Source organism: Cumulibacter soli (genome assembly GCF_004382795.1).
GTDB classification, from domain to species: Bacteria; Actinomycetota; Actinomycetes; order Mycobacteriales; family Antricoccaceae; genus Cumulibacter; species Cumulibacter soli.
This window is the reverse complement of sequence record NZ_SMSG01000003.1, coordinates 39,226-65,030: the sequence shown is the minus strand read 5'-3', so window position 1 is coordinate 65,030 and position 25,805 is coordinate 39,226. Positions and strand designations below refer to the sequence as shown.

Annotated in this window: 25 protein-coding genes; 7 read left to right on the top strand and 18 right to left on the bottom strand. The window is 64.9% G+C overall.

The features are described from left to right. Positions 1–14: 14 nt before the first annotated feature. The 4 genes from E1H16_RS07055 to E1H16_RS18900 all read right to left on the bottom strand — a co-directional run bounded on the left by E1H16_RS07055 (position 15) and on the right by E1H16_RS18900 (position 3,805). Positions 15–665, bottom strand: coding sequence for a hypothetical protein (locus tag E1H16_RS07055; RefSeq protein ID WP_134323016.1), 651 nt, complete (start codon positions 663–665; stop codon positions 15–17). 96 nt (positions 666–761) lie between these two features. Next, the gene (gene coaE / locus E1H16_RS07050; protein WP_166741656.1) at positions 762–1,628 is read right to left on the bottom strand and encodes a dephospho-CoA kinase; all 867 of its coding nucleotides are present in this window, start codon (positions 1,626–1,628) and stop codon (positions 762–764) included. Between the two features lie 549 nt (positions 1,629–2,177). Further along, positions 2,178–3,641 (bottom strand): 30S ribosomal protein S1, encoded by a 1,464-nt coding sequence (rpsA, locus tag E1H16_RS07045; RefSeq protein WP_134323014.1) that lies wholly within the window; start codon positions 3,639–3,641, stop codon positions 2,178–2,180. A gap of 38 nt (positions 3,642–3,679) precedes the next feature. Next, positions 3,680–3,805 (bottom strand): hypothetical protein, encoded by a 126-nt coding sequence (locus tag E1H16_RS18900; RefSeq protein WP_279586361.1) that lies wholly within the window; start codon positions 3,803–3,805, stop codon positions 3,680–3,682. 104 nt (positions 3,806–3,909) lie between these two features. Here E1H16_RS18900 and E1H16_RS07040 point away from each other — a divergent pair, with 104 nt between their 5' ends. Further along, the gene (locus E1H16_RS07040) at positions 3,910–4,746 is read left to right on the top strand and encodes a class I SAM-dependent methyltransferase (protein ID WP_134323013.1); all 837 of its coding nucleotides are present in this window, start codon (positions 3,910–3,912) and stop codon (positions 4,744–4,746) included. A gap of 109 nt (positions 4,747–4,855) precedes the next feature. Here the strand turns inward: E1H16_RS07040 and E1H16_RS07035 are convergent, their stop codons facing one another. Together E1H16_RS07035 and E1H16_RS07030 are read right to left on the bottom strand one after the other, a co-directional pair. Next, positions 4,856–5,812: an electron transfer flavoprotein subunit alpha/FixB family protein gene (locus tag E1H16_RS07035; RefSeq protein ID WP_134323012.1), complete on the bottom strand. Its 957-nt coding sequence runs from the start codon at positions 5,810–5,812 to the stop codon at positions 4,856–4,858. Positions 5,813–5,832: 20 nt separating this feature from the next. After that, entirely contained in the window at positions 5,833–6,612 is a 780-nt protein-coding gene (locus E1H16_RS07030) for an electron transfer flavoprotein subunit beta/FixA family protein (RefSeq protein WP_134323011.1), read from the bottom strand. 310 nt (positions 6,613–6,922) lie between these two features. On the opposite strand from E1H16_RS07030, the gene E1H16_RS07025 reads away from it, so the two are divergent. Then, a complete protein-coding gene (locus tag E1H16_RS07025) occupies positions 6,923–8,509 on the top strand; it encodes a bifunctional metallophosphatase/5'-nucleotidase (RefSeq protein WP_134323010.1) in 1,587 nt (528 codons plus the stop codon). 34 nt (positions 8,510–8,543) lie between these two features. Next, positions 8,544–8,852 carry a hypothetical protein gene (locus E1H16_RS07020; protein WP_134323009.1) on the top strand — a complete coding sequence of 103 codons (309 nt, stop codon included), beginning with the start codon at positions 8,544–8,546 and terminating at the stop codon, positions 8,850–8,852. A gap of 4 nt (positions 8,853–8,856) precedes the next feature. Here the strand turns inward: E1H16_RS07020 and E1H16_RS07015 are convergent, their stop codons facing one another. The 6 genes from E1H16_RS07015 to E1H16_RS06990 all read right to left on the bottom strand — a co-directional run bounded on the left by E1H16_RS07015 (position 8,857) and on the right by E1H16_RS06990 (position 16,330). Next, entirely contained in the window at positions 8,857–11,181 is a 2,325-nt protein-coding gene (locus E1H16_RS07015; RefSeq protein WP_134323008.1) for a sensor histidine kinase, read from the bottom strand. Between the two features lie 31 nt (positions 11,182–11,212). Next, positions 11,213–12,229, bottom strand: a complete 1,017-nt coding sequence (locus tag E1H16_RS07010) for a 1-acyl-sn-glycerol-3-phosphate acyltransferase (RefSeq protein WP_134323007.1) — start codon at positions 12,227–12,229, stop codon at positions 11,213–11,215. Beyond that, complete coding sequence (locus tag E1H16_RS07005) at positions 12,226–13,068, bottom strand: patatin-like phospholipase family protein (RefSeq protein ID WP_208378908.1); 843 nt, start codon at positions 13,066–13,068, stop codon at positions 12,226–12,228. The genes E1H16_RS07010 and E1H16_RS07005 overlap by 4 nt, the downstream gene beginning before the upstream one ends. A 30-nt stretch (positions 13,069–13,098) precedes the next feature. Further along, positions 13,099–14,262, bottom strand: a complete 1,164-nt coding sequence (locus E1H16_RS07000) for a lysylphosphatidylglycerol synthase transmembrane domain-containing protein (RefSeq protein ID WP_166741655.1) — start codon at positions 14,260–14,262, stop codon at positions 13,099–13,101. 186 nt (positions 14,263–14,448) lie between these two features. After that, on the bottom strand, positions 14,449–15,795 hold the full coding sequence (locus E1H16_RS06995) for a class II 3-deoxy-7-phosphoheptulonate synthase (protein ID WP_134323005.1): 1,347 nt from the start codon (positions 15,793–15,795) through the stop codon (positions 14,449–14,451). A 58-nt stretch (positions 15,796–15,853) separates the two neighbouring features. Further along, positions 15,854–16,330 (bottom strand): polyadenylate-specific 3'-exoribonuclease AS, encoded by a 477-nt coding sequence (locus E1H16_RS06990; protein ID WP_134323004.1) that lies wholly within the window; start codon positions 16,328–16,330, stop codon positions 15,854–15,856. Between the two features lie 57 nt (positions 16,331–16,387). Here E1H16_RS06990 and E1H16_RS06985 point away from each other — a divergent pair, with 57 nt between their 5' ends. After that, the gene (locus E1H16_RS06985; RefSeq protein WP_134323003.1) at positions 16,388–17,863 is read left to right on the top strand and encodes an FGGY family carbohydrate kinase; all 1,476 of its coding nucleotides are present in this window, start codon (positions 16,388–16,390) and stop codon (positions 17,861–17,863) included. On the opposite strand, the gene E1H16_RS06980 is transcribed toward E1H16_RS06985, so the two are convergent. Then, complete coding sequence (locus E1H16_RS06980; protein WP_208378907.1) at positions 17,860–18,612, bottom strand: lysophospholipid acyltransferase family protein; 753 nt, start codon at positions 18,610–18,612, stop codon at positions 17,860–17,862. The genes E1H16_RS06985 and E1H16_RS06980 overlap by 4 nt on opposite strands. Before the next feature lie 163 nt (positions 18,613–18,775). On the opposite strand from E1H16_RS06980, the gene E1H16_RS06975 reads away from it, so the two are divergent. Then, entirely contained in the window at positions 18,776–19,579 is an 804-nt protein-coding gene (locus E1H16_RS06975) for an alpha/beta hydrolase (RefSeq protein WP_208378906.1), read from the top strand. Continuing rightward, positions 19,576–20,265 (top strand): hypothetical protein, encoded by a 690-nt coding sequence (locus tag E1H16_RS06970; protein ID WP_134323001.1) that lies wholly within the window; start codon positions 19,576–19,578, stop codon positions 20,263–20,265. Before E1H16_RS06975 ends, E1H16_RS06970 begins: the two co-directional genes overlap by 4 nt. 70 nt (positions 20,266–20,335) lie before the next feature. On the opposite strand, the gene E1H16_RS06965 is transcribed toward E1H16_RS06970, so the two are convergent. From E1H16_RS06965 to E1H16_RS06955, 4 genes are all read right to left on the bottom strand, one after another. Continuing rightward, positions 20,336–21,298, bottom strand: a complete 963-nt coding sequence (locus E1H16_RS06965; protein ID WP_134323000.1) for an ROK family glucokinase — start codon at positions 21,296–21,298, stop codon at positions 20,336–20,338. Next, on the bottom strand, positions 21,295–21,471 hold the full coding sequence (locus tag E1H16_RS18365; RefSeq protein ID WP_166741654.1) for a hypothetical protein: 177 nt from the start codon (positions 21,469–21,471) through the stop codon (positions 21,295–21,297). Before E1H16_RS18365 ends, E1H16_RS06965 begins: the two co-directional genes overlap by 4 nt. Continuing rightward, complete coding sequence (locus E1H16_RS06960) at positions 21,464–22,198, bottom strand: ArsA family ATPase (protein WP_134322999.1); 735 nt, start codon at positions 22,196–22,198, stop codon at positions 21,464–21,466. Before E1H16_RS06960 ends, E1H16_RS18365 begins: the two co-directional genes overlap by 8 nt. Positions 22,199–22,308: 110 nt before the next feature. Further along, positions 22,309–22,749 (bottom strand): SRPBCC family protein, encoded by a 441-nt coding sequence (locus E1H16_RS06955; RefSeq protein WP_134322998.1) that lies wholly within the window; start codon positions 22,747–22,749, stop codon positions 22,309–22,311. Positions 22,750–22,875: 126 nt separating this feature from the next. Between E1H16_RS06955 and E1H16_RS06950 the strand changes: the two genes are divergently transcribed. Then, on the top strand, positions 22,876–24,660 hold the full coding sequence (locus E1H16_RS06950) for an AMP-dependent synthetase/ligase (protein ID WP_134322997.1): 1,785 nt from the start codon (positions 22,876–22,878) through the stop codon (positions 24,658–24,660). A gap of 12 nt (positions 24,661–24,672) precedes the next feature. Here the strand turns inward: E1H16_RS06950 and E1H16_RS06945 are convergent, their stop codons facing one another. Next, positions 24,673–25,794 (bottom strand): glycosyltransferase family 4 protein, encoded by a 1,122-nt coding sequence (locus tag E1H16_RS06945; RefSeq protein ID WP_134322996.1) that lies wholly within the window; start codon positions 25,792–25,794, stop codon positions 24,673–24,675. Between the last annotated feature and the right edge of the window lie 11 nt (positions 25,795–25,805).

Below are 25,805 nucleotides of genomic sequence, written 5' to 3'. Positions count from 1 at the left end.
CGCTGCTTTTCCAGTTATTCCAGGACCATCGTGAACGTGGCGGTGTCGATCGCATCGCTCGAGACTCCCTCGGCCTCGAATGGAAGCTCGATGGTGCAGGTCTGTCCCTGGTTATCGGGGACAAGCGCGAACGAGAGCATGAACTCCGCCGTCTCCCCAGCGGGAACGGTCAAGTCGTCATCGGATCCGTCCGGCGTCTCCACCGCGAAGATGTACGGAGAATCCCCGTTGTCGCATTCGATATCGGCGTCGTATTCGGTCGATGAGTAGTCGAGTGTGGTGTCCGACTTGTTGTCGACCGAGAACGGAATGATCATGGCGACCTCATCGCCAATCGTTGAGCGTTCGTCAGCCTTCGGATCATCTGCAATCTTCTCGATCTTGACGCTGACCCCGTTTTCGTAGAGGTACGGCTCCTCGGGCGCCTTAGCCGGAACATTCTCATCGGTTCCGGTGCCCGAGGTCGACTCGCTGGTCGACTCTGTGGATTCGGTCGATTCCGTCGACTCGGTGCTTTCGGTCGACGAACTCTCTGAGGTCTGCTCAACCGGCGCGGCGCTCGCCTTGCCGTCCACGGTCTTACTGCAGGCGACGCCACCGAACAGTACGGCGCCGATCCCGATCACGGAAGCGACCTTTTTAGCGGTGGTGAGGTTTCCTGTCACGGGAACTGCCCTTCGATATCTGCGTCTCTGCCCTGCACGGTCTCACGCGCTCTGACGCAACAGTACCCGCCTAGGACCCATCTGTTTTCCATTAGGTCAGCGTGGTTCGTCCACGATATTGACACGCAGGACGCCGCCGGGGTCGGCCGGGGCTAATTCCGCATCGCCGAACCAGCCGGCGCGGTTCAATGCTGAGCGGATCTCTGCCGTTGCGCCACGGACGATCGCAGGTGCATCACCGCCGGTGTGTTGCTCGACGGTGGTATCCAGTTGCCCGAGCGCCCAGGCCAATCGTGCGTACTCACGCGCGACGGCACCGTCCCTCGCATTTACTCGTGAGGCTGCCGAACGGCCGGCGGCCAGCGCATCGGCGTACGGCGTGAGCCGATCGGCGTACACCTGCTCAATCTGCTCGCGCAGTTCTTGTGGACTGCCGGCGTTGTCGAGCACGACATCAGCGATCGCCAGTCGCTGTTCTTCGGTGGCCTGGGCCTTGATCCGAGCTAGGGCGTCCGCACGGTCCATACCGCGGTGGGTACTCAGCCGTTCCAGGCGGACCTCTTGCGGCGTCGCGACGATGAGCACGAGATGGAAGGACGGCGCCATCGTGCCTTCGGCTAGCAGCGGAATATCGTGCACGACAATCGCATCGTCCCCGGCGGCAGCCACGATCTGCTCGCTACGGCCGCGCACCAACGGATGCACTATTCCGTTCAGCGTCTGCCGGGCCTGCTCATCGTTAAAGACGATCTGAGCAAGCGCCGGACGATTCAGCGACCCATCGCTGTCAAGCACCTGATCCCCGAAAGCCTCCGCGACCCGCCGCAGACCATCGGTGCCCGGCTCGACGACCTCGCGGGCGATCTTGTCGGCGTCCACGATCGTCGCGCCCAGTTCGTTCAGCACGGTACTCGCGGCACTTTTGCCCGAGCCGATACCGCCGGTCAATCCCAGAGTCAGCAAGGATCCTCCACGCATCCATTCCCGTAACGGCTGTTACTCGCGTGACTCAGGCGACGTACGATGCCAGTGTTACGCGACATGCTCAGCGTGACGGAAGATAACAGTTTGTAACCAGTGAGGCGACACGGCGTGTTAGGCACGCTTGCGCCGCGCGTCATGCCTACTCTAGATGCTGTCCAGTATTTCCATCCGCAGACGTGGAGTTCCGATGTCGCGACACGCCCTTCCGCACGAGCGGGCAGGCCGCCATAGGTACGGTCGCGGTGACCGTATCTATTGTCGGGAACTGCCTGCTGCACGTGACTTCTACGCGATGTACGCCCGGCAGCGCCGCTGGTGGCACATGTTCACCTTCTCGCGCTCGCGTCACTCATTCGCGTGGCTGCGTCAAGCAGGCCAGCAGCCCCGACCCGCGATCGCACTGATCATGTCGCTCTGAGGAGTTGTCCGATTGGCCCCACGGGCCACATTGGCTGCTCACACGAAAAGCCACATATGAGTAGAGCCCCAACCCTTTCGGGTTGGGGCTCTACTCATATGTACTAGCGGTTACTCGCCACCGGCCAGCTTCTCGCGCAGCGCGGCCAGCGCCTCGTCCGAGGCGAGGGTACCGGAGCCACCCTCGTTGTTCGACGAGAACGATCCGCCGGTACCGGCACCCTGCTCAACCGCAGCCTGGGCGTCAGCCTCACGAGCGGCCTCGATCTGGCGAACGTGAGCCTCGTAACGGGCCTGGGCCGCGGCGTACTCACGCTCCCAGTCCTCACGCTGCTTGTCGTAGCCGGGCAGCCATTCCTGGGTCTCGGCGTCGAAGCCTTCGGGGTAGATGTAGTTGCCCTCGGCGTCGTACTTGGCTTCCATGCCGTAGGCCTCGGGGTGGAATTCCGGCTTGTCGCCGCCCTCGACCTCGTTGGCCTGCTTCAGCGAGAGGCTGATCCGACGACGATCCAGATCGATGTCGATGACCTTGACCATGATCTCGTCGCCGACCTGGGCGACCTGCTCCGGGATCTCGACGTGGCGCTCGGCCAACTCGGAGATGTGCACCAGACCCTCGATGCCGTCCTCGACGCGAACGAACGCGCCGAACGGAACGAGCTTGGTGACCTTGCCCGGTACGACGTGGCCGATCTGGTGAGTACGGGCGAACTGACGCCACGGATCTTCCTGAGTCGCCTTCAGCGACAGCGATACGCGCTCGCGGTCCAGGTCAACTTCGAGCACCTCAACGGTGACCTCGTTGCCAACCTCGACGACCTCGGACGGGTGATCGATGTGCTTCCAGGACAGTTCGGAGACGTGCACCAGCCCGTCGACGCCACCGAGGTCGACGAACGCACCGAAGTTGACGATCGAGGACACGACGCCCTTGCGGACCTGGCCCTTCTGCAACTGGTGCAGGAACTCGCTGCGAACCTCGGACTGGGTCTGCTCGAGGAATGCGCGACGCGACAGCACAACGTTGTTGCGGTTCTTGTCGAGCTCGATGATCTTGGCCTCGATCTCGCGGCCGACGTACGGCTGCAGATCGCGCACGCGACGCATTTCGACCAGCGACGCGGGCAGGAAGCCGCGCAGGCCGATGTCCAGAATCAGGCCGCCCTTGACGACCTCGATAACGGTGCCCTTGACGGGCTCGTCGGCCTCCTTGAGCTCTTCGATCTTGCCCCAGGCACGCTCGTACTGCGCGCGCTTCTTCGACAGGATCAGGCGGCCTTCCTTGTCCTCCTTCTGCAGGACCAGAGCCTCGACCTCATCACCAACCTCGACGACCTCATTGGGGTCAACGTCGTGCTTGATGGACAACTCACGGGAGGGGATGACGCCTTCGGTCTTGTAACCGATGTCCAGCAGGACTTCGTCGCGATCGACCTTGACGATCGTGCCGGAGACGATGTCTCCGTCGTTGAAGTACTTGATGGTGGCGTCGACGGCGGCGAGGAAGTCCTCAGCCGAGCCGATGTCGTTGATGGCGACCTGGGGGGTCGTAGCGCTCTCGGTGGTAGCGGTCATGTAGAAGGTTGCTCCGGACATGGATACTGGCGGGTGCGTTAGAGGTCTTTGGCGACCCACACCGCTGATCCGGAGCACGAACCGACACCGATCATGAGGTTCGCGCGAATACGACGAAGCGAGTCGAGCACGGCCTGCTCCATACCGAGGCAGCGCAGACCCATAGCGCACCCTCATGGTACGCAAGTTGTCGCCGCAGGGCTAGCCTGCTATATCAGGCCGTCGGTGCCCTGCCTCACAACATGCTCACCCACTTTAGGGTGGTGCCATGACTCTAACGCCGCCGAGTGGTCTCGGTCGACTCAACGGGGTGACTCAACGGCCGGCCGACCCGGCCGAAGCTCGACGTGCCGCGCGGCACTGGTGGGACATCGATGCCGACGACTACCTACGCGAACATGCCTCTGATATCGGCGATGTAGATCTCTTGTGGTGCCCGGAGGGCTTGCGCGAAACCGAGGCGCGACTGCTGGGCGCCGCCGAGCAGTTGCGCGGAGCCCTCGCCCTGGAACTCGGCTGCGGGTCCGCACCGGTCGCTCGATGGCTGGCTCGCCAGGGCGCACGCCCCGTAGCGTTCGACCTCTCCGGCGGAATGCTGCGGCACGCCCTGGCTGCCAACGACCGCACCGGCATCGACGTACCACTGGTGCAGGCGGACGCGACAGCGATCCCGTTCGCTTCGGGAGTGTTCGACCTAGCGGTGTCCTCGTTCGGCGCGATCGCGTTCGTCGCACGTCCGGAGTTGGTAATGCAGGAGGCGTTCCGGGTCCTGCGACCGGGTGGGCTGTTCGTATTCTCCACGAACCATCCGATCCGGTGGGCGCTGCCGGACTCCCCCGATCCGGCCGACCTTACGGTCCGTACGTCGTACTTCGATCCGAATGCCTACGTCGAACTCGACACCAGTGGACGCGCGACGTACGTCGAAACCCACCGCACGATGAGTGGCCGCGTCCGCGACATCATCGGCGCGGGATTCGTCCTGGAGGACCTCATCGAGCCGGAGTGGACGCCGGGGCGGGATATCGTCTGGGGCCAGTGGTCCCCACAACGAGGCGCTCTGGTGCCCGGCACAGTCATCTTCAGTTGCCGCAAGCCCGGCTGAGCTCAACCGCCCCCTGACCACCGACGACCGGCGCGAGGGGCCGACGGGTGAGAATGCGAACGGCGGCCGCACCCGAGGGTACGGCCGCCGTTGGCGGTGTTACTTGGACCTACTTGCGCGCGTTGACCGCTTCGGTCGCCTGCGGCACGACGCTGAACAGGTCGCCCACGACGCCGAAATCGGCGAGTTCGAAGATCGGCGCCTCGGGGTCTTTGTTGACCGCGACGATGGTCTTCGAGGTCTGCATGCCCGCGCGGTGCTGGATCGCTCCGGAGATGCCGCACGCGACGTACAGCTGCGGCGAGACCGTCTTACCGGTCTGGCCGACCTGGAACTGGTGCGGGTAGAAGCCCGAGTCGACCGCGGCACGCGAGGCGCCGACGGCTGCCCCCATCGAGTCGGCGAACGCCTCGATGACCGCGAAGTTCTCGGCAGAGGCGACACCGCGACCGCCGGATACGATGATGTCGGCCTCGGTCAGGTCCGGGCGCGAACCGGTGGACTCTTCGATCCGGTCCAGGATCGCCGACTTGCGAGCGTTGTCCGACAGCGCGACGGCGACGTCCTCACGTGCACCGGCGCCCGCCTGGGCAACCGCGGCGATCGAGCTCGGGCGAACGGTAATGATCGCGACCGACGTGGTGACCTTCGAAGTGACGTTCATGCCGCCGGCGAAGATCGACTGCGCGACCGAACCGTCGGCATTGATGTCGACCGCATCGGTCAGGAAGCCGTTACCGGTCTTCAGCGCCAGGCGCGCGGCGACCTCTTTGCCTTCCATGTTCGACAGCAGCAGAACGCCCGCCGGGGACTTCTCTGCCACGAGCTGCGCGAGCACCTCGGCCTTCGGGGCGACCGAGTAGCCGACGACCTCGTCGCTCTCGGCGGCGTAGATCTTCTCAGCGCCGGCCTCGGCGAGCGCACCGGCGATCGCGTCGGTGGTACCGGCGGGGCCGAACACGACGGCCGACGGTTCGCCGAGCGCGCGAGCGCCGGTCAGCAGTTCGGAGGTGGTCTTCTTCAGCTGCCCGTCGGCGGCTTCGACGACAACAAGTACTTCAGCCATGTCGTTTCTCTCTTCCTTGCCTAGACGAGCTTCTGGCTCACGAGGTACGCAACGAGCTTCTGGCCGCCGTCGCCCTCGTCGTCGACCTTTTCGCCGGCCTGACGCGGCGGGCGCGGCGATGCGTCAACGACCTGCGTCCACGAGTTAGACAGACCAACTTCGCTCGCGTCGACGCCGACATCGGCGAGGGTGAGCTCGTCGATCGGCTTCTTCTTCGCGGCCATGATGCCCTTGAACGACGGGTAACGCGGCTCGTTGATGGTGTCCCACACCGAGATGATCGCGGGCATCTGACCCTGGACGACCTCGAAGCCGCCGTCGATCTGACGCTCGATGGTGACCGTGTCGTCATCGATGCCGATGCTGCGGGCACCGGTCAACTGGGTGGCGCCGGTCAGTTCGGCGAGCAACGCCGGCATGGCCGAGACCCGACCGTCGGTCGACTCCGCACCTGCCAGGACGAGGTCCCACTCGAGCTTGCCCAGCGCAGCGGCGAGCACCTTCGCGGTGCCTACGGCGTCCGAGCCGGCAATGGCGTCGTCGGTGACCAGTACGCCCTTGTCAGCGCCCATCTGCAGCGCCTTGCGGACCGTGTCGGTCGCGGACGCGGGTCCCACCGACAGCACGGTCACCTCGCCATCGAAGGCCTCTTTCATTTTGAGGGCCTCTTCGATTGCGTACTCGTCCATCTCGTTCAGGACGAGGTCCGCGTTGGCGCGGTCGACGGTCTTGTCACTTTCATTAAGCGTGCGGGGGTTGCCCGAATCGGGCACCTGCTTCGCGAGTACGACGATCTTCATCGTCAGCCGAACCTCCTGTTGGGGCGGTGGACCGTGCCGGTGTACACCGGCTAGGGCTCAGCACACTGGGTGTGCGTTGGGTGCAGTGGCGCGAGTGCCAACTGATTGAAACTAGCGCTATTGGCGTGCATCAGCGACCCGGTGATGCCATACCTCACGTTCACCGGCCGGACGCAGCCCGACTAACGATACGCTTATCCGGCGCGGGGACTACCGCAGACCAGCAGTTTTACCTCACGTTCCCAGGATGTGGAAGTCTGTCGCATCTGCGGAGTGACATGACGCATACCCCACAACCTCGAGGCCATCGATGCTGCATCAGGAGCGGACGCTGACGCTGCTCGCCGTCAGTGACGTGCACGGTCGCGCGTTGGAGTGGGATTACCTCACCGATGCTCCGCCCGCCGAGCCCGGCAGCCTGGCCCGCATTGCCACCCTGCTGCGGCAGATCCGGCGAGAAGACCCCGCAGCGCTGCTGTTCGACGTCGGCGACACGATCGAAGGCACCCCGCTGATGTCGCTGGCCGCGCGGGAACAACACGTGCCGCATCCAATGGCCACCGCGCTGAACACGCTCGACGTCACGGCAGCCAGCGTGGGCAACCACGAATTCAACTTCGGTCTAGACCATCTGCGCCGGTACGCCGAATCCTGTGAGTTTCCGCTCCTCGCCGCGAACATCACCGGCGCGCACGGCGTCTGCTCGCGCATGACGCGCACCCTCGAGTTGGGCGAGTTCGGCGAAGTGCGCGTCGGTGTCCTCGGCCTCAGTACGCCTGGTTCGGCGATCTGGGACCACGCGCACCTGGATGGCAGGGTGACCGTCGATGGGCTCGTCGAGTCGGCGGCCGAGCAGGTGCAAGCGCTGCGTGCAGACGCCGCCGATGTCGTCGTGGTGCTATCGCACGCTGGACTGGGTCCGTCCTCGACGTACGGCGATACGCTGCCGTGGCCCGAGAACGACACGGCGCGGCTCATCCGCGAGGTGCCCGGTATCGACGCCATATTCCTCGGTCACCAGCACGTCGAGAAGGTCGGCCAGCTGACCTGTGCGGCGACCGGCACCGAGGTGCCGTACGTCGAGCCGCTGTGTTTCGGTCGCCGACTCGGCCGGATCGATCTGCGGCTACGTCGCGGTCCGGACGGACGCGTCAAGGTGCTGGGCGGCGTACCGCGTAGCCTGCCGGTCGCCGAGGTCAAGCCGGACGCTGCGTTCATCGCGCCGCTGCAGGCCGCGCACGAACGGACCCGTGCCTACACCGCGCGCCGCATAGGCGAAGCTGCCGAACCGATCGAGGCGGCGCCCGCCACGATCGGGCCGTCGGCGGCCCTCGATCTGGTGAACGTGGTGCAGTCCACCGTCGTACGGCGCGCACTGCGCGAACGAGGTGAGCGGCCTCGGCGGGTGCTGTCGGTGACGGCCCTGTTCGCCGAACACGGTGGATTGGGGCGTGGCCCGATCAGTATCCGCGACGTGAGTCGGATCTACCCGTTCGAGAACGAACTGCACGCCGTCGAACTCAGCGGTGATGACCTACTCGCCTACCTTGAGCACAATGCGCGCGGTTTCGGTGACTGGGATGTGCCGGCGTACAACGTCGATTCGCTCGGGTCGGCAGATCACGACGTGGCGTACGAGATCGACCCGATGGCACCGGTCGGGTCGCGCATCAGTGGGCTACGTATCGACGGTGAGCCGGTTCGAGGTGATGAGCACGTCGTGGTCGCGATGAGCAATTACCGCGCGTCGGGCGGCGGCGGTTTCCCGGGTACGGCAGGAAATCCTCCGCTATACAACAATCAACAACGAGTGCGTGATCTGCTGATCGACTGGATCCTCGAGCGCGGCACAGTGCACCGTAGCGACCTCCGGCCTGCCGCGTGGCAGGTGCGATGAACCCGGCCCGCCCCGATACCCACACACGATGAAAGTGAGCATGATGCCCGACGAGGTGCCTTTGTCGTCCAACTGGCGGATGACCGCCGCCGTACTCGGCATCGGCTGGCTAGGCAGCATGGTGTGTTTCGTGGTGTTCACCGTCGGCGGTACCACCCATCGACTGGCGGGCATCGGACTCATCCTGGTCATGCTCGCGGGGCTCACCACGCTGGCCCTACTGCGCAACCTGGGCAAGATAATCAGCGGCGAACTCGATGATCCCGGCCCATGGGAGGTGCGGTTGACCGCGGTCAGCGTGGTCTTGATGGGCACCGGATGGATCCTGTACATGACCTCGTAGCGGCTCAGGCCACAACCGCGACAGCTCCGTGAAATTCGCCTTCGACAAAGGCAATCTCCACGACATCGATCGACTCCAGACGGCGATGCCGGCACGCGCGCCCCGGCATGGCCGGCATCGGGAGCGCGGACCCGGTCATCGTCAATTGCACGCCACCGCTGACCGGTAGCACCGTCACCGTCAATCGATCGCCGGGCGCAGTAGCGGCGATGCCGTCGAACACAACCGTCGCGATCTCTCGTGCGGCGACATCATCTGGGGCGTCGACATCACCAAGGCGCAGCACAAATCGCACGCCGCGGGTTCGCGCGTAACGCAGGCTCGCGATAAGTTGTCGGCCCAGATGCGCCAGTTCGGGGCTGATCTGAAGGAGTTGTCGCAGATACCGTTCTTCGTCCGCGCAGCGCGCCGCGACCGCCGGTTCGGACGGATCGCGACGACCATCTGCGATTTGACGCAGCAATGCCATAGTCGTCTCCAACCCGGCATCCAGCCACCGTCGATAAGTCTGCTGCGAGGCGCGCGCGAGTTCAGCACTCATACTCGCGGCGAACGCCCGCTGTTGGTCGCCCCAAGCACCGTGGCTGACGTCCTCAACCACCGATTGGAAGATTGACCACACGACGCAGAAACCAACGCCAACGAACGCGGCAACTGCGACGATCGGAGCGGATCCGATACCACCCACCATTGCAACAAGGCACATCGTGGCTGCCACTAGTGCCCATAATCCGAATCCCCAGCGGACCACGACGCGCGGTGGCCGTAGCGACAGCATGACTACGAACGGCCCCGTGGCGGCGAGAGCCTGGGCATGGACCGCGCCCTCAGTACCGAAGGACGTAGCTGCCTGCGAGAGGAAGAACACGGCGCAGGCGATGATAGTCAGCACGGTTGATTGGATGCGTGGAACACGCAGCATTGCCGGCATAGCAGCGATCGCGCAGGCGAGAAGCATCAGCGCAAGCATCGCGTAATGCGCTTGATACCCGCTCGCGCCACCGTTGATGGTCAATGCCACGCCGACCGCAGTGACACCGAACGCCCACAGCAGACCAGCTCTTTTGTGCACGGTGTTCATCGCGGACTCAAGTTCCGCACGCGTGTACGCCGCCGGTGCGCTGCTGGGCGCTGCCGTCGACACGGTGAGCGTCACCCTTGTTCCACGACCCAGTTGGCTGGTTACCTCAGCATCGATTCCGCCGTCACGGGCGCGCTCCCGGATCGAGCGCTCGATCCCGCGTCCAGCGGGCTCGGGAAGCCGAAATCCGACTCCTTCGTCCAACACTGACACGATGGCCTTGGCATCGACGATACGTACGTCGACAGTGACGCTATCGGCGCCAGAGTGCTTGGCCGCGTTCGTGATCGCTTCGCGCACACATCCGAGGATGGCGCCGATCGTGGTCGGCGATAGTTGAGCCGACAGGCGCTCCAGCGCATCGTCATCCAATCCGCTGCGGCGGATCGGCATTCGCGTGTGTTCGAAAATCTCGATGAGATGACGCGATTTTGATCTCCCTTGCGCATCACGCAGCGCCTGCAACTCCTCAACGTCACGAGCGCACTGCTCGCGCACTCGGCCAGCGTCAATAACCGACGCACCGCCATTCGCAATCGCGCCGAGCGTGTTGATCGCCGTATCGTGCACGAGCCTCGATTGCTCAGCGATACGCGCGCTGATGTGCCGAGCCAGACGCGCCCCTCGAGTTGCACCCTCAGCGCGCCCGGACGCGGTGTCGGCCTCCGTTGCCACAGCAAGCAACTCCGGTAGCCCCCACCGCACCACGACAACAATCACGGTCTGCGTAAACACAATTGATACGGGTAGATGCGCGCCCCAGTCAGGATGTACCACGGCGAGCGTGAGGGCGACCGCGCCCGAGCACGTGACGATCAGCGGCAATAGATAGCGGCGCAGAATAATCAAACTCGCTACGCACGATGCGACATTTACTTGCCAACTAGCAGCGAACGTCAGAGTCGACTCGATGTCGGTCGCCGATGTGTACGACCACAGACCGAGTGCCATCAACGCAATCGGTATCAACTCGTCGGGCACACTGGTGTGGAGCGCCGTCAGCGCAAGAACGGCGAGGCACACGTTTGCGGCGATCAGGAACGCACCGTCCACGCCGACCGACACAGCACACACGATCACCATCAGCACTTGCCATGCTGCAGTTGCCCAGAAAGCGACCTGACGAATCGATGCAACGAGCGCCGTCTGCGCCCATACCGGTGCCCCCGTGGCCGGTCGGAGGTCGGCAACGATCCGAGTGCTAACACGTCGCGCGAAGGTTCCGATCACATCGGTCACACTAGCCATTCACTATGCGCGTTAGCGGCGGAACCGGTGATCACGCGTTCTTGGCGTCGATCCACTCGTCGAGGTCGATCCAGTGCTCGTTCAGCCAGCGCACTCGCTCGTCCTCCGTGCGCCCGATCCCCTCAGCGGCGTCTACCCGCCAGCGCGACCGCAGCACTTTGTCCTGTGGTAATTCGGCCCAGATGTCCGCGACCGTCGCCATGTGATCGAGGCCGGTATGGGCCACGAACACAGCGTCTGCGGTAGGCGCCGCATCCAGCGCGGCGCTGACGCCGGCCGGCCGCGGCGGAAGTACATGGCGCATCGACATGGCCAGTTCAGCTGCCTCGGTGCGGCCGGCTTCGCGCAACCGTCGAATCGCGCGCTCGCGGCGTTTCGGGGTGAAATTCCCGCCCTCCGGAAAGATCAGCAGCGCGTCGTCCCTGCCCATATCGCGCGCGAGCGCCGCGATCCCGTCGGTCATGTTCTCGCCCTCACCGGGATTCGGGTTGACGAACTTCGCCGGTAACCGGTTCAGGTAGAGGTCCACTGTCGGATCGAGTTGCATCGTGTCCTTCAGCACGACACGGGGACGCCGACGCGCCTGGCTCAGCAGTGCATCCATCACCAGCAAACTATCGCCAGGCCCGGCGTGCCGGCACAGCACCAGCATCGGGCGGTCGGGAGGCAAGGCGGCCTCGGAGGCCGGATCCGGGCCTTCGATCTCGACTTCCAGATGAAACAGCCGTTTCGCGGATGCGATCAGAGTCGCCAATGCCCAACGCAACACGGCGTAGTGCGCACGCTGGAACCGCGGTGACCGTAAGGCGAAGCCACATCCGCTGGCAAGCCAGAGAATTCCGGCCACCAACACGGCGACCGCTTCCACGAACAGTCCGGTCATCGCGAACCCAAACAGCCGCAACGCGCGCCAGCGACCAGGCATGCGGTACGAGGCGATCACCGCCGCGATCACCAACACCGGCGAGGCGAGCACAGTGATGGCGAACAACAAGTAGATCGTGAGGTAGGCGATTGGCCGCCGTACCCACTTCGGTGGCACTCTCATCTGCGCTCCGCCGAATCGAGATAACGCGCGGTCGCGTCGTACGCCGCGTCAATTCGTCGCGGGACGACGGAGAAGTCCCGAAACTTCAGTTGCTGACGCACTCCTGTGGGTACCGGCGCGCCGGTCGGCAACACGTGCACCCGATGTTCGTCGGACAGGCCGGCCATCGTTGTGGCGAACCGGTGCCGACGCGCTATCTCGAACGCGACCGTCGCGACCTCCCACGGCCGGCGCGGCGGACTCAACGGTGTCTCGATCCGACCGACCTGCAGCACGTAGACCTCCTGAGCCCCGAGCGCGATCGCGCGGGCTACTGGGATGCTGTCGACCAGTCCCCCGTCCAGGTAATGCACGCCGTCGATTTCCACAGAGGCGAACAACCCGGGTACGGCACTGCTGGCCAGCAGTGCCGGCACGATCGGTCCCTCGGTAAACCATCGTTCTGCCGAGGTCTCGATACCGGCCGCGACGCAGTTAAACGGCACCGCGAGACTTTCAATGCGCCGATCGCCGAAGTGGTCGATGAGCATGGCGCGTAGCGGATCAGAGCCGTACAGGTAGGTACGGTTGCGCACCAGGTTGCGCACCTGGGCGAGGAACGATTCGCCGAAGACGGATCCACCGCCGATCTGCTGCCACAGCTCCGTCATACCGGTGATCGTCGACACGCTAGGGTCGGCCGCAATCATCGCTCCGTTGATCGCACCGATCGACGTACCCAGCACCAGATCCGGTCGGATATCGCGCTCGAGTAAAGCGCGCAACATCCCGACCTCGCACGAGCCAAGAACTCCTCCGCCGCCAAGTACGAACGCGACGCGACTCTTTGGTTCAGTCACACGCTGATCCGCGCTCATCATCGGCGCAACCTATTGCTCAGCATCACGGTGATGCGGCCGCTCTCGGGTACCGCGTAGGCGCGTGATCAGGATCAACACACCACCAAGGAAGATCGGCAGGACGTACGTCAGCGCGCGGTACAGCAGCACACCTGCCACCACGCTCTCGTCAAAAACGTCGGCGACCATCGCGGTGAACACGGCCGCGTACCCGAGTTCCAACACGCCAACGCCGCCGGGCGTCAGCGGTACGGCCAGCAGCAACCGCGCCAAACTCCACGTCGCTAGCCCGATGAGGATGCTCATCGCGGAGTACGGCAGTCCACACGCGTACATACACGCGATCATCAGGGCACCATTGCCCCAATAGGCGGCCAGGACCGAGGCACCCAGTCGCCATCGCCGCTCCCGCACGATTTGTACCGTGTCCTCACGCCACTGCGCGACCGCCACTTCCCACCCGGATGCCTGCAGTTTCCCGGACAACCACGCCGACTTCGCGACGATCGCGGTGCCGGTGCGCGCCACCCACCGGCACACTGCAGCGCTACTGACCATCACGAGCATTACCGCGGCGATGACCAACGCGACCAGCGCGGCGATGAGCGCTAGTGTCCGCATATCGCGGGCATCCGGCGACTGCGACGCGAGCAAAAAGATGATCAGCCCGACCGACGGCATCACCAGCACGCAGGACGTCACCGAGAACGCGGAGGCCGCATACGTACGCGCGTACGTCGCGGGCTCGACACCGAACGGGCGCAGAAACACCGCGCGCGAGGCGATCGCCCCGCCCGGCACGATCGCCCCTATAGCCGATGACATCGGCTGGGTGATGACAGCCGGGAGGAACCGCAGACCCTCGAGCGCCGCCGCCAGTTGTAGCCCAGTCACCGCGATCAGCAGGAGACCACCGACGATCAGCGCGATCGCTGCAGCGACACTCATCGAACTGATGGCGTCCCAGATGTCTTCATAACTGGCGATACTCGGCAGCACCACAAAGAACACCAGGTACAAAATGGCGACCGTGAGCACAATCGATGCGAACCGCATCCAGGCGCTCTTCTTTTCGCTCGGCGTCTCGGCGCCATCAAGTTCGATACCGATGGTGGAGGCAATCAGCGGCTCAGAATCACTGCGCCCCTCCGTAGTATTCGGGTCGCCGCCGGGCACTCGGAACGTCGAGTCCATACTCATCGCCCCTCACAACGGTGGGGCATCCAGGTTGACTGATAGCCCGCCACAAAGTGCGCTAAACATAGCACCCGGATCCGAGGCAGTTTCGGATTGCGTTCACGCGACGATCCGGCCCTGTCGTGTCGCGGCCTACCGTAAACCTGGCCCACTGTTTCCGGTACGCGCGCTCCGTCGCAGGGTCTAGTCGCGGAGCATCTCGGCGACCAGAAACGCCAATTCCAACGACTGAGTGGTGTTCAGACGCGGATCGCACGCCGTCTCGTAGCGGCCCGCGAGGTCTGCATCCGAAAGATCTTCGGCGCCGCCGAGGCATTCGGTGACCGGCTCGCCAGTGAGTTCGACGTGGATGCCACCGGGGTGCGTGCCCAGTCCGCGATGCACCTCAAAGAAACCCATGACCTCGTCTAGGATGCGGTCGAAATGCCGGGTCTTGTAGCCGTTGGAGGACTCGTGCGTATTGCCGTGCATCGGATCGCACTGCCACACGACCTTGCGACCCTCTTCGGTGATCTTCTCGACCAGCGGCGGTAACGCGTCACGCACGTTCCCGTTGCCCATGCGAGTGATCAAGGTCAGTCGACCTGGCGTATTGCGTGGGTTCAGCTTGTCAGCGAGCGCGATCACGTCGTCCGCGCTCGCGCCCGGCCCAATCTTGACGCCAATCGGGTTTGCGATGCGGGAAAAGTACTCCACGTGCGCGCCGTCGAGTTGCCGGGTTCGCTCACCGATCCACACCATATGTCCGGACAGCGCAAACGGACGCGCGTCGTCCTCCACGCGGGTCAGCGCCTGTTCGTACTCCAGGATCAGCGCCTCGTGTGAGGAGTACAGATCGACTCGACGCAATGCATCGTCGTCCACCCCGCACGCCGCCATGAAGCCCAGCGCGCGGTCGATCTCGGTAGCGATCTGCTCGAACCGTTCTCCCGCCGGGGAGTTCCGCACGAAGTCTCGATTCCAGTCGTGCACTGCAGTGAGATCGGCCAGTCCCCCATTGGCGTAGGCACGAATCATGTTCATCGCGGCCGCGGAGTTGGCGTACGCACGCAGCAGCCGACCGGCGTCTGCCTCACGGGCGCGTTCGTCTGCATCAATCGAATTGACCATGTCACCGCGGTAGCTCAGCAGGCCGAGCGAATCACGATCCGACGAGCGCGGTTTCGCGTACTGCCCAGCCATCCGGCCAATCTTGACAACCGGAGTTCCAGCGCCGTACGTAAGCACGACGGCCATCTGCAGCAGCGTGCGCGTGGTGTCACGCAGGTGCGGCTCGGTGTTGTTGTCGAAGGTTTCCGCGCAGTCGCCGCCTTGCAGGAGGAACGCGCGCCCTTCACACACCTCGGCCAACGTCCCCGTGAGTTGATCAACCTCCGCCGGAGCCACGATGGGCGGCACCGACTCCAACGTGTGCAGCGTCTGCTGCAGGAGGTTCTGATCTGCCCAGACCGGCTGCTGCAGGATAGGCAGCGAACGCCATGCCTGCGCGAGATCGGCGAGTGGTGCGGACTGCTCGGTGCGTGCTGACACGGATCGGACTTCTTTCGCTCGGAGCGGTGCCGCTCGATTCTATGCCCGCCTACACCGGCTACTCGCCGTGGATCAACCGCCACCGCGTCAGGTTCTGCCGCGCATCCACCAGCGCGTCGTGCGCATTCACCTCAGCAGGTGGCAGTTTCGGGGACCCCCGGTCCTCCCATCGCTGTTTGAGCTCGTGGGTGAATCGCGGGATCTGTTTGGGCAGGCGCGTCATATCGCCCCACAACTGGCACAGCGCGACGTGGTCGTACGCCGCCACCCAGGCCCACAGTTCGATCGGCTCGCCGGGAGCCAGTAGGAACTCGAGCACCTCATCGCGGATCGTCGAACGGCTGCGCCACAGTTTGCTGGACGGCGACGGCAGCTGATCGAGCACATTGCGGCGTACCCACGGCCCGGCTTTTGACGGGTCGTGCTCAGCGGAGATGGCGTAATACTCGCGACCGGTCTCGTCGACGATGCCGATCGACACCAAATCGATGCCGACGCCGTCCTCGATGAATTCGGTGTCGTAGAAGAAGCGCACGCACCGAACCTAGTCGATGCGCGTTTGGTCGCGAGGCGGACCGCATAGCATCGATGAATGCCCGTTCTCGCCATCGACGCCGGCACGACCGGCGTCACCGCCCTGGTCATCGATGAGCACGGCGCGGTGACCGCGCGCGGCTACCGCGAATTCCCGCAACTGTTCCCTCGACCTGGCTGGGTTGAGCATGATCCGGAGTCGATCTGGGGAGCGATGCTCGCGGCCTGTCGCGCTGCCTTGGATGCAGCCGAGCAGCCGCCTACAAGTATCGGGATAACCAACCAGCGTGAAACTGTCGTGCTGTGGGACCGGGCTACCTTCGCCGCGCCGCGGCCAGCGATCGTCTGGCAGGACCGTCGCAGCGCAGCCATTTGCACCGAACTACGCGAGGCGGGACATGAAGCGCGCGTGCGCGACCTGACCGGGTTGCGCCTCGATCCGTACTTTTCGGCCACAAAACTGATGTGGATCGCTCGGAACGAACCCGAGGTTTGGGCGGGCGTGACGTCCGGTCGGTACGCCGTGGGCACCGTTGACTCGTACTTAATCGCCCGGATGACCGGCGGGCTGCACGTCACCGATGTGACGAATGCGTGCCGCACGTTGCTGTACGACACGTTCGCCGGGCAGTGGAGCGATGAACTGTGCGACCTCTTCGGGGCGCCACGCGCCGCGCTGCCGGAGGTCACCACATCGTCCGGCCGCGTCGCAACAACGTCCGTGCTCAGCCTCGACGGCAGTGCGTTGCCGATCGCCGGAATCGCCGGTGACCAACAAGCCGCGCTGTTCGGCCAGGCATGTTTCACTCCTGGATCGGTCAAGTGCACCTACGGCACCGGGTCGTTCATCCTCGCGAATACCGGAAACGATCCGGTACGTAGCGGATCCGGACTGCTGACCACCCTGGCGTGGGACCTCGGCGATGGCCCGACGTTTGCCCTCGAAGGCTCTATTTTCGTCACGGGCGCCGCCGTCCAGTGGCTGCGCGACGGGCTGGGAATCATCGGTAACGCCGCCGAGTCTGAGGCGTTAGCGCGCTCGGTGCCCGACAGCGGGTCCGTCGTGTTCGTGCCAGCCCTGACTGGTCTAGGCGCCCCGGACTGGGATCCGCTCGCGCGCGGCACCATCCTCGGCCTGACCCGCGGCACGACCCGAGCCCACCTGTGCCGGGCAACGCTCGACGCGATCGCGTTCGAAGTCCGCGATGTCATCGATCTGATGACCGGCGAGACCGGACTCACTCTGACCAGCGTGTCAGTCGATGGCGGCGCCAGCGAGAACGACCTGTTGTGCCAACTGCAGGCCGATCAGCTCGGCTGCGTGGTGCGGCGCCCGCAGGTCACCGACACCACGGCCGCCGGTGCGGGGTTCCTGGCCGGGTTGGCGAGCGGCGTGTGGGGATCCATGGCGGAGATTTCCGCAGCCTGGCGCGAGGATCGCGCCTTCGAGCCGGTCCGGGGCGTACGCGATGACGGCCGCCACGAACAATGGCGGGACGCCGTGCGCCGCAGCCTGGCTTGGGCCGAGGATTAAGGTTTCTCGACGTCCTCAAGGCGCCGCTGCGGCGCGTTGGAGGTGGCGACGATGTCACGCACAACCTGCTCGGCGGAATGCCCTGTCTTATCCATGACCGTCTTGACCTTCGCCGCGTACATGTCGACGTATTCCTGCTCGCCGAGCCGCTTAAGTTCGAGCATGATCCGGTCGGTGATCTGGCGTTCGGCGGGCGCGTTACCGGACTTGTCGTGCAGTTCGGTGAAATCCAGCGGTTCGCCAAAGCGAACCTGCACGTGGCCACGGCGCCACATTTTCGACCCGACGGGGTTCACCTCGTCCGTGCCGACCATCGCCACCGGGATCACCGGGACCCGCGCCTCGAGCGCCATCCGCGCCACACCGGTCTTACCCCGGTAGAGGCGACCGTCCGGCGAACGGGTGCCCTCCGGATAGATTCCCACCAGATCGCCCTCAGCCAGCAAACGTTTGCAGGTGATCAGAGCCGCGTTCGCCGCTGAGCCGCTGGAGCGGTCGATCGGAACCTGCCCCGCTGCGGAGAAGAAGAACTTCATTGCCTTCCCCTTCAACCCGCCGGTGGTGAAGTACTCCTGCTTGGCTGGGAAAGTCACGCGACGACGAATCATCAACGGCATATAGAACGAGTCCGCCACCGCTAGATGGTTCGAGGCGATGATTGCTCCGCCGCGCTTCGGAATGTGCTCGGCGCCAGTGACCTTCGGGCGCCCGAAGAACCGCAACAGCGGACCCATCACGATGAACTTCATCAACCAGTAGAACAAGCGCGTAACCCTTCCGATGGTGCCCGGCCATACCGCCGAAGCGGTGACGCCGTGACCGAACTCCGGCGACGTGCACTGACTCTAAGGCATCATGGGTGCCAGGAATTCCGCGCTCGCCGAGCGGACCTCACCAATGGCGGAGAGATTCGTGACATCCCAGCAAACAGCCGTGACACCGATGCCCGGCGCCGAGCCCATCGAGACCTTGGCCGACACCGGCGAGGGACGCCGGGTCGGTGTGCTGCTCGCGCACGGATTCACCAGCACGCCGCAGGCTATGCGGGGGTGGGCGGCCGAACTGCAACGTTCTGGGTGGTCGGTCAGCGTGCCGCTACTGCCAGGGCACGGCACGACCTGGCGAGATATGAACACGACCGGGTGGCACGACTGGTACGGCGAGCTCGAGGGTGCGTTGGCTCGACTGAGCGAGCACTGCGAGAAGGTCGTTATCGCCGGGCTCTCGATGGGCGGAACGCTCGCCATTCGGTTGACTCAGCAATACGGCCCCACGTCGCTTGGCGACCGGTTACTCGGCACGATGCTGATCAACCCCTCCCTGTCGACCGAACGCCGCGATGCCTTCCTGCTCCCGCTGCTGCAGCGGTTCGTCGGCTCGTTCCCCGGGATCTCGAACGACGTCGCGAAACCTGGCGTACGCGAGTTGGCCTACACCCGGTTGCCGTTGCGCGCGGCGTACTCCCTACAAGAACTATGGGGCATCACCCGCGGCGATCTGGGCATGGTGTCGACGCCCGTCGTGCTGTACCAGAGCGCGACCGATCACATCGTCGAACCGGCGTCGGCACGGATCTTGCTGTCGGGAATCGCCAGCACCGATGTCAGCCATCACGTGCTGCCGCGTTCGTTCCACGTCGCCACGCTGGATTACGACGCGCAATACATCTTCGATACGTCGCGGCAGTGGATTTCTGATCGGCTCGGGACGACATGAGCACGCTGGAAGAGCCTGAGGGACGGCCCGATCGCCACAACGGGCTCATCGCCGCGTCGTACACCCGACTCCGCAGCATCCAACGCCACGAGACCGAGTCGCTGCTCGCGGCGATGTCCGATGCCCGGATTGCCTGCTACGTCGCCCGGTCCGATTCCCCAGACATTCGAGAGGTGTACGTCGACGGGGAAAAGGTGTCTTATGCCGCCGCCGTCGCAGACGAGGCGCACCGCGAGTACGGCGCACGCCGAGTAACTCTCGACGCGCAGGAGGTTGATGCGCGGTTCGCCGAAATTATCGGTGCGCTCGATGGCCCCTCGCACGTGCCGGACCGCCCGGAACCAGAGGTAGCGCCGCGGCCGGCAGCACCTCAGGAACCCGAAGGGCCGTCGAGCGGCTGGCGTAAGGCGGACGGCGATTGGCTCGCCGAGATCGAGGCCGAAGAAGATGAGGGGTACGAGCCGCCACCTCCCCCACCGATGCCCAAACCTACGAGCAAGGTGGTCATCGGCATCGTGCTGTTGATCGCGGGCTGTATCGCGCTTTTCTCACCGACTGTGCTGCCGATTTCTTTCACGCTGTCGGTGGTGATCGGCGTCGTGCTGATTGGGGGCGGGGTCGGGTACCTACTGATGCAACTGCGCGACCGTCCGGACGATCCCTTCGACGACGGCGCTCGCGTCTAGCTGCCTCCACTGTCCGAGCAGGGGTTTGGGTGACCCTCCCTGACGACATCCGCTCAGGCGTACTGCCGCCCTATTCGGATGTCCCGACGCCTCGATAGCGAGCGAGGTCGGCCGCCCCGACGATGCCAGCATTCGCTCCCATCGTCGCCGCGACGATATCGGGGTGCGAGCGGTGACCGCGGCCAGCGAAGACCTGCCCGAACCTCGCGCGCGCCGGCGCCAGAAATAGCTCACCAACCTCTGCCACCCCGCCCGCGATGACTATCACGGACGGGTCAAGGATCGCAGCTATGTCGGCAATCCCTTGACCGAGCCAACGACCTGCCTCAGTGACGAGATCCACCGCGGCGAGATCACCGGCCGCCGCCGCGGCGGACACGTCCGCACCGGTGAGTAACTGTGCGCCGGATCCGACCAGTTCCGCCAGCCGACCGATCGTTCCCGGCGAGGTCTCGATGAGTTCGCGTGCGTCGCGGGCAAGCGCACTCCCGCTGGCGTACTGCTCCCAACAACCACGGTTGCCGCAGGCACATCGGCGGCCGTCCGGCACTACCCGCAGGTGGCCCCATTCGCCAGCCATTCCGAAAGCGCCCCGGAATAGCGTGCCGTCCACCACGATCCCGCCACCCAGGCCGGTACCAACCGTCACGCACAACGCAACTCGGTGCCCGCGCGCCGCGCCGAAGCGATACTCGGCCCAGGCCGCTGCATTTGCATCGTTCTCCAACCACACCGGTACGCCGAGGCGTTCGGCCAGTCGGCGCCCGAGCGCCAAGTCGCGCCACGCGAGATGCGGGGCATAGCGCACGAGATCGCGCTCCGCGTCGATCCATCCTGCAGCACCGATCCCCACCGCGGTGAGCGATCGACCGGCGCGTACGGTCTCGACCAACGCCACGACCGCAGACTCGATCGCCTCGCCGTCATTCATCGGGGTGGCGACGATCCGCGGAGCGTCGTACGTCCCATCGTCTTCGACGACAGCGGCCGAAATCTTGGTGCCGCCGACATCCACCCCGACGATGCAACTCATGAGAACTCGATGCGCTGAATATCTGGTTCCGCTCGCGCGGTGTGATCGATTCCGCCGAAGTACTCGCCGACGGTGCGTAACACGCTGCCGGGCGCATTCGGATCCTGAGCTCGTATCGCGAGCGCGAGCAACTTCAATTCTTCGGCCAGCGGGCCAACGTCGTCCTCACTCACGCCAGACGCCCTCCTTCGGCCGGAACCGCACCCGGATCCCGTCATCACGGACGGTACCGCCTACCACGTCACATCGTCGCAGTCCGCTCGGCAGCGCGATCGGATGCGCTATCCCGTCGACCGTCACGATCAGATCGTCGGTAGAACGCGCGACACTCATCGCGTCCTTCTCGATCCCCGGCGCTGACACCAGCAATTCGTACTCCTCACCGTCCTGTTCGACGTGGAGCCACGGACTGCTGAGTGCGCTTGGTCCCGCCGTCAACCCATCCACGAGCGCGGTCCCGGGTGCGAAAGCGGCGATACCGGTGAGCGCGAGATGTCGTGCAACGCGTCGCGCCGATTCCCCATCTGCGGCTACCAGCGCAGCCCATCTGGATCGGGTACGCAGCGCGGCAAGTAAGTCCCCAGAGACCGACAGCGCACTCGCTGCGGCAGAAACTGCGCGCAGTGCACGATTGAGACCGGCGAGCACATCCAACGGCATCGGTAATACCCGCGCCTGGGCGTACGTCAGGTGCGTGAGGGTCGACGTCAGACTCGTGAGCGCCGCAGGCTCGGCGATCAACGCCGTCCGCTGCGCCGTGTCGCGTAGCGCGAGCGATACGGCGATCGTAGATATACCGGGCATCGCCGCGGCTTCATCTGGGGCAGTGCGCGGTACGCCGGTCTGCGCGGTCAGCGCGTCAAGTACCGGGCCGATGCTTCCCCATTGCTCCTCGAGCAACCGGGGCCCGTCATCGGGCCACCGCAGCGCCTGGTAATCGTGCGCGGACGCCGTGCCGGCCGCCGAGGCCGGGTCGTCGGCGGCGATGAGAAGCCCCGTAGTGGTCGCGCTCAGAGCGACTCAACTCGCTTCTTGAGCTCTTTGAGCGCGGTGTCCATGATGACCTTCTCGGCCTTGCGCTTCATCATGCCGAGCATGGGGATCGCGAGATCCACCGACAGCGAGTAGGTGACCTTGGTGGTGCCGTCGCCGTTGTCCTGCAACGCATAGCTGCCGTGCTGCGACTTCTGCATAGATCCCTTGGTCAGATGCCAATCGACCTGCTCGGGGTAACTGTCCCAGTCGTACTCGAGGGTGTAGCGATCCTTGAGTACGCCGGCATCCAGCACGAAGTCGACGGTCCTTGCCCAGCCGTTCTCATCTGCCTCGACGACGTCCGCCGACTTCACCGACCCGGCCCAGGTGGGGTAGGCATCGAAGTCTGAGATGACCTCCATGATCTGCTCCGGTGCCGCGTCGATGACTATCGACTGGGTCGAATGCTCGGTCATTGGGTGTCGACTCCTTCAATCAGGGATACGCCCGACCAGCGTACTGACAATCGTGGTGCGGGCGCGTGGCCCTCACGCATCGCGCAACCTATTAGGCTCGTACATATTCTCGGCGTAGGAGGGCACGTGCACGAAGTCTCAGTTCCGTCCCTTTATGACTGCCCAGCGCAGGTGAACGTCGCTGACGTGGTGTTCGACTACGCGCAGCGCTACCCGACCGAACCGGCGTACGCGCGGCGAATCGACGGCGCATGGCACGACGTCACATTCGCCGAATTCGCCGAGGACGTGCTGCAGTTGGCGCGCGGGCTCGTCGCCGCGGGCCTCAAGCCTGGCGAGCACGTCGGTCTCATGTCGCACACCCGGTACGAGTGGGGCGTGATCGATTTTGCCGTGCAAGCCGCGCGCGGCGTCGTCGTCCCGGTGTACGAGACCTCAAGCGAGGACCAGATCGAGTGGATCCTGGGCAGCACCGACGCTCGCTTCGCGTTCGTCGAGAATGCTGAGCTGATGCGACGCGTCGACGGCGCGCGCCCGAAGCTCGGCGCGCTGGATCAGGTCTTCCTCATCGAGGACGACGCGCTGGCGGACCTCAGCGCCCAGGGCGCTGAGGTCCCCGCCGAACGAATCGCCGAGTTGCGTGCCGCCACTGCCGGCCAGGACGACGCGACCATCGTGTTCACCAGCGGCAGCACCGGGCGGCCGAAGGGGTGCCGGCTCACGCACGCCAACCTGGTCTCGAACGCCCGAAATGCCATCGGTGATTTGGATACGTTCATCAAGCCGGGTTCCTCAACGTTGCTGTTCCTACCGCTGGCGCACGTCTTCGCGCGGATCATTCAACTCGGCGCGTTCACAGCCCGCGCCCGGGTGGGACACGAAGCGGACATCTCGGCGCTCATGGAACGCCTCGCCGAGTTTCGGCCCACCTTCCTGCTGGCCGTCCCACGCGTCTTCGAGAAGGTCTATAACTCCGCAGAGCAGAAAGCGCGTGGTCGACTCAAGGCGAAACTCTTCGATCTCGCGTCACGAACCGCCATCACCTGGTCGCGGGCGAAGTCGACCGGTTCGATCCCACCACACGTGCGCCTGTTGCACGCCGTCTTAGACCGCCTGGTGGGAGCCAAGTTGCGCGATGCTCTTGGCGGGCGGTGCGCCTATAGCGTCTCCGGCGGGGCACCTCTCGGTGAGCGGCTCGGCCATTTCTTCCGGGGCGTCGGCATCGAGGTGATCGAAGGTTACGGGATGACCGAGACCTCCCCGGTGGCCGCGCTGAATACGCCACAGCACAACAAGATCGGCACCGTCGGTCGCCCAATACCGGGCGGCACGCTGCGCGTTGCCGACGATGGCGAACTGCTCGTCCGCGGGCCGAATGTGTTCAAGGGGTACTGGCAGAACGACGACGAAACGGCCGCGACGCTGCGTGACGGTTGGCTATATACAGGCGATCTCGCCGAGATCGATGCCGAAGGCTTCGTGACGATCACCGGGCGCAAGAAAGACCTCATCGTGACGGCCGGCGGTAAGAACGTCGCACCGACCGTGCTGGAGGACAGGCTGCGGGCGCATCCGTTGGTCAGCCAATGCATCATCGTCGGCGACCGCCGACCGTTCATCGGCGCGCTGATCACACTGGACGTCGAGATGCTTTCCGGGTGGCTCGCCGATCACGGTTTGCCGGCGATGTCCCCGGATGAGGCTATGCGCAACTCCGACGTACGCGCCGGGCTACAGCGCGCCGTGGACTACGCCAACAAGGCAGTCTCACGCGCGGAGGCGATTCGGAAGTTCGAGGTACTGCCGAATGATTTCACCGTCGAAGGCGGCCAGCTCACACCCTCGCTGAAGTTACGCCGTCCGGCCGTGCTGGCCGAGTTCGCGGACGACATCGACGCCCTCTACGGTTAGCGATCCGCGTCCTTACCCGCCAAGCAGTTCCTGCAGCACCCCGGCCTGTCGATTCCAGGTCCATTCGTCGATGACCCATTCGCGCCCGTGAGCACCCATGCGGGTTGCGCGCGCCGGGTTGTCCAGCAGTTCACCGAGTGCTGCGGCCACAGCCGTCGGCGACTGGGGTCGCTGAACGACGAGCCCGGTCTCGCCGTGCCGAACAGCCTCGGGCGCGCCTCCGGAGTTGCCGGCGATCACCGCCTTCCCCGTCGCGGCCGCCTCGAGATAGACCATGCCCAGTCCTTCGACGTCCCAGCCCTGGTTGCGGGTACGCGCCGGCATTGCGAACACGTCACAAGCCGCGTATGCCGACGGTAGTTCGTCATAAGCCAGCCCACCGGTGAATATGACGTGCCGTTGCAACCCGGCCCGGGCGACCCGGCGGCGCAGCGCGGCTTCATACCGCCCCCCGCCGACGATCATGAGCGCGGCGTCGCGATGACGCGCGATGATCGCCGGCATCGCCTCGATCAGCACGTCCTGCCCCTTGCGTGGCACCAGACGGGATATACAGCCGATCACTAGGCGGTCGGTGAGGCCGAACCGTTCGCGCAGCGGCGACCCATCAACGCTCGGCGAGAATCGCTCGACGTCCACTCCGGGCGAGAGCCGGCGCATGGTCGTCACCGGATCCAACAACGGAGCCAGCCTTGAACCGGTGTAGTTCGTGATGTACGTCGTCACGTCTAGCCCGCGGGCAATCGCGCGTAGGGTCTGACGGGTGCCTGGCGTGATCGCCCAGCCGGTCTCATGCCCGTGCGTTGTGCCAACCAACTGCGCCGCTCCCGCCGCACGTAATTTCGGCGCCATCAGGCCCAAGGGCGCCGCGGCCCCGAACCAGACGCGATCTGCACCGACCCGGCGCATCATCGCGGTGACCTCACGGGTGACGGCCCGGGTCGGCAGCAGGATGCGGGTGTTCGCCCGCACGGTTTCGAACGGCGCCTGAGCGTCGTACTGCGCCGCGCCGGGCGAACTCGAGGCGTATACCGCGATGTCGTCGGGGTCGAACTGATCGACGATCGCACGCACGAACGTCTGGATACCGCCCTGCCTGGGCGGATAGTCGTTCGTGACGACGAGCGTCTTCACCGTCGAGTGGA

Excerpts from the sequence above, each read along its gene's own strand:
- E1H16_RS06955 (WP_134322998.1), bottom strand. The coding sequence starts at position 22,749 with ATGACCGAGCATTCGACCCAGTCGATAGTCATCGACGCGGCACCGGAG.
- E1H16_RS07000 (WP_166741655.1), bottom strand. The coding sequence starts at position 14,262 with ATGGACTCGACGTTCCGAGTGCCCGGCGGCGACCCGAATACTACGGAG.
- E1H16_RS07025 (WP_134323010.1), top strand. The coding sequence starts at position 6,923 with ATGCTGCATCAGGAGCGGACGCTGACGCTGCTCGCCGTCAGTGACGTG.
- E1H16_RS07040 (WP_134323013.1), top strand. The coding sequence starts at position 3,910 with ATGACTCTAACGCCGCCGAGTGGTCTCGGTCGACTCAACGGGGTGACT.
- E1H16_RS07035 (WP_134323012.1), bottom strand. The coding sequence starts at position 5,812 with ATGGCTGAAGTACTTGTTGTCGTCGAAGCCGCCGACGGGCAGCTGAAG.
- E1H16_RS18900 (WP_279586361.1), bottom strand. The coding sequence starts at position 3,805 with ATGGGTCTGCGCTGCCTCGGTATGGAGCAGGCCGTGCTCGACTCGCTT.
- rpsA (WP_134323014.1), bottom strand. The coding sequence starts at position 3,641 with ATGACCGCTACCACCGAGAGCGCTACGACCCCCCAGGTCGCCATCAAC.
- E1H16_RS06985 (WP_134323003.1), top strand. The coding sequence starts at position 16,388 with ATGCCCGTTCTCGCCATCGACGCCGGCACGACCGGCGTCACCGCCCTG.
- E1H16_RS06970 (WP_134323001.1), top strand. The coding sequence starts at position 19,576 with ATGAGCACGCTGGAAGAGCCTGAGGGACGGCCCGATCGCCACAACGGG.
- E1H16_RS07030 (WP_134323011.1), bottom strand. The coding sequence starts at position 6,612 with ATGAAGATCGTCGTACTCGCGAAGCAGGTGCCCGATTCGGGCAACCCC.
- E1H16_RS06980 (WP_208378907.1), bottom strand. The coding sequence starts at position 18,612 with ATGAAGTTCATCGTGATGGGTCCGCTGTTGCGGTTCTTCGGGCGCCCG.
- E1H16_RS07015 (WP_134323008.1), bottom strand. The coding sequence starts at position 11,181 with ATGGCTAGTGTGACCGATGTGATCGGAACCTTCGCGCGACGTGTTAGC.
- E1H16_RS07010 (WP_134323007.1), bottom strand. The coding sequence starts at position 12,229 with ATGAGAGTGCCACCGAAGTGGGTACGGCGGCCAATCGCCTACCTCACG.
- E1H16_RS06965 (WP_134323000.1), bottom strand. The coding sequence starts at position 21,298 with ATGAGTTGCATCGTCGGGGTGGATGTCGGCGGCACCAAGATTTCGGCC.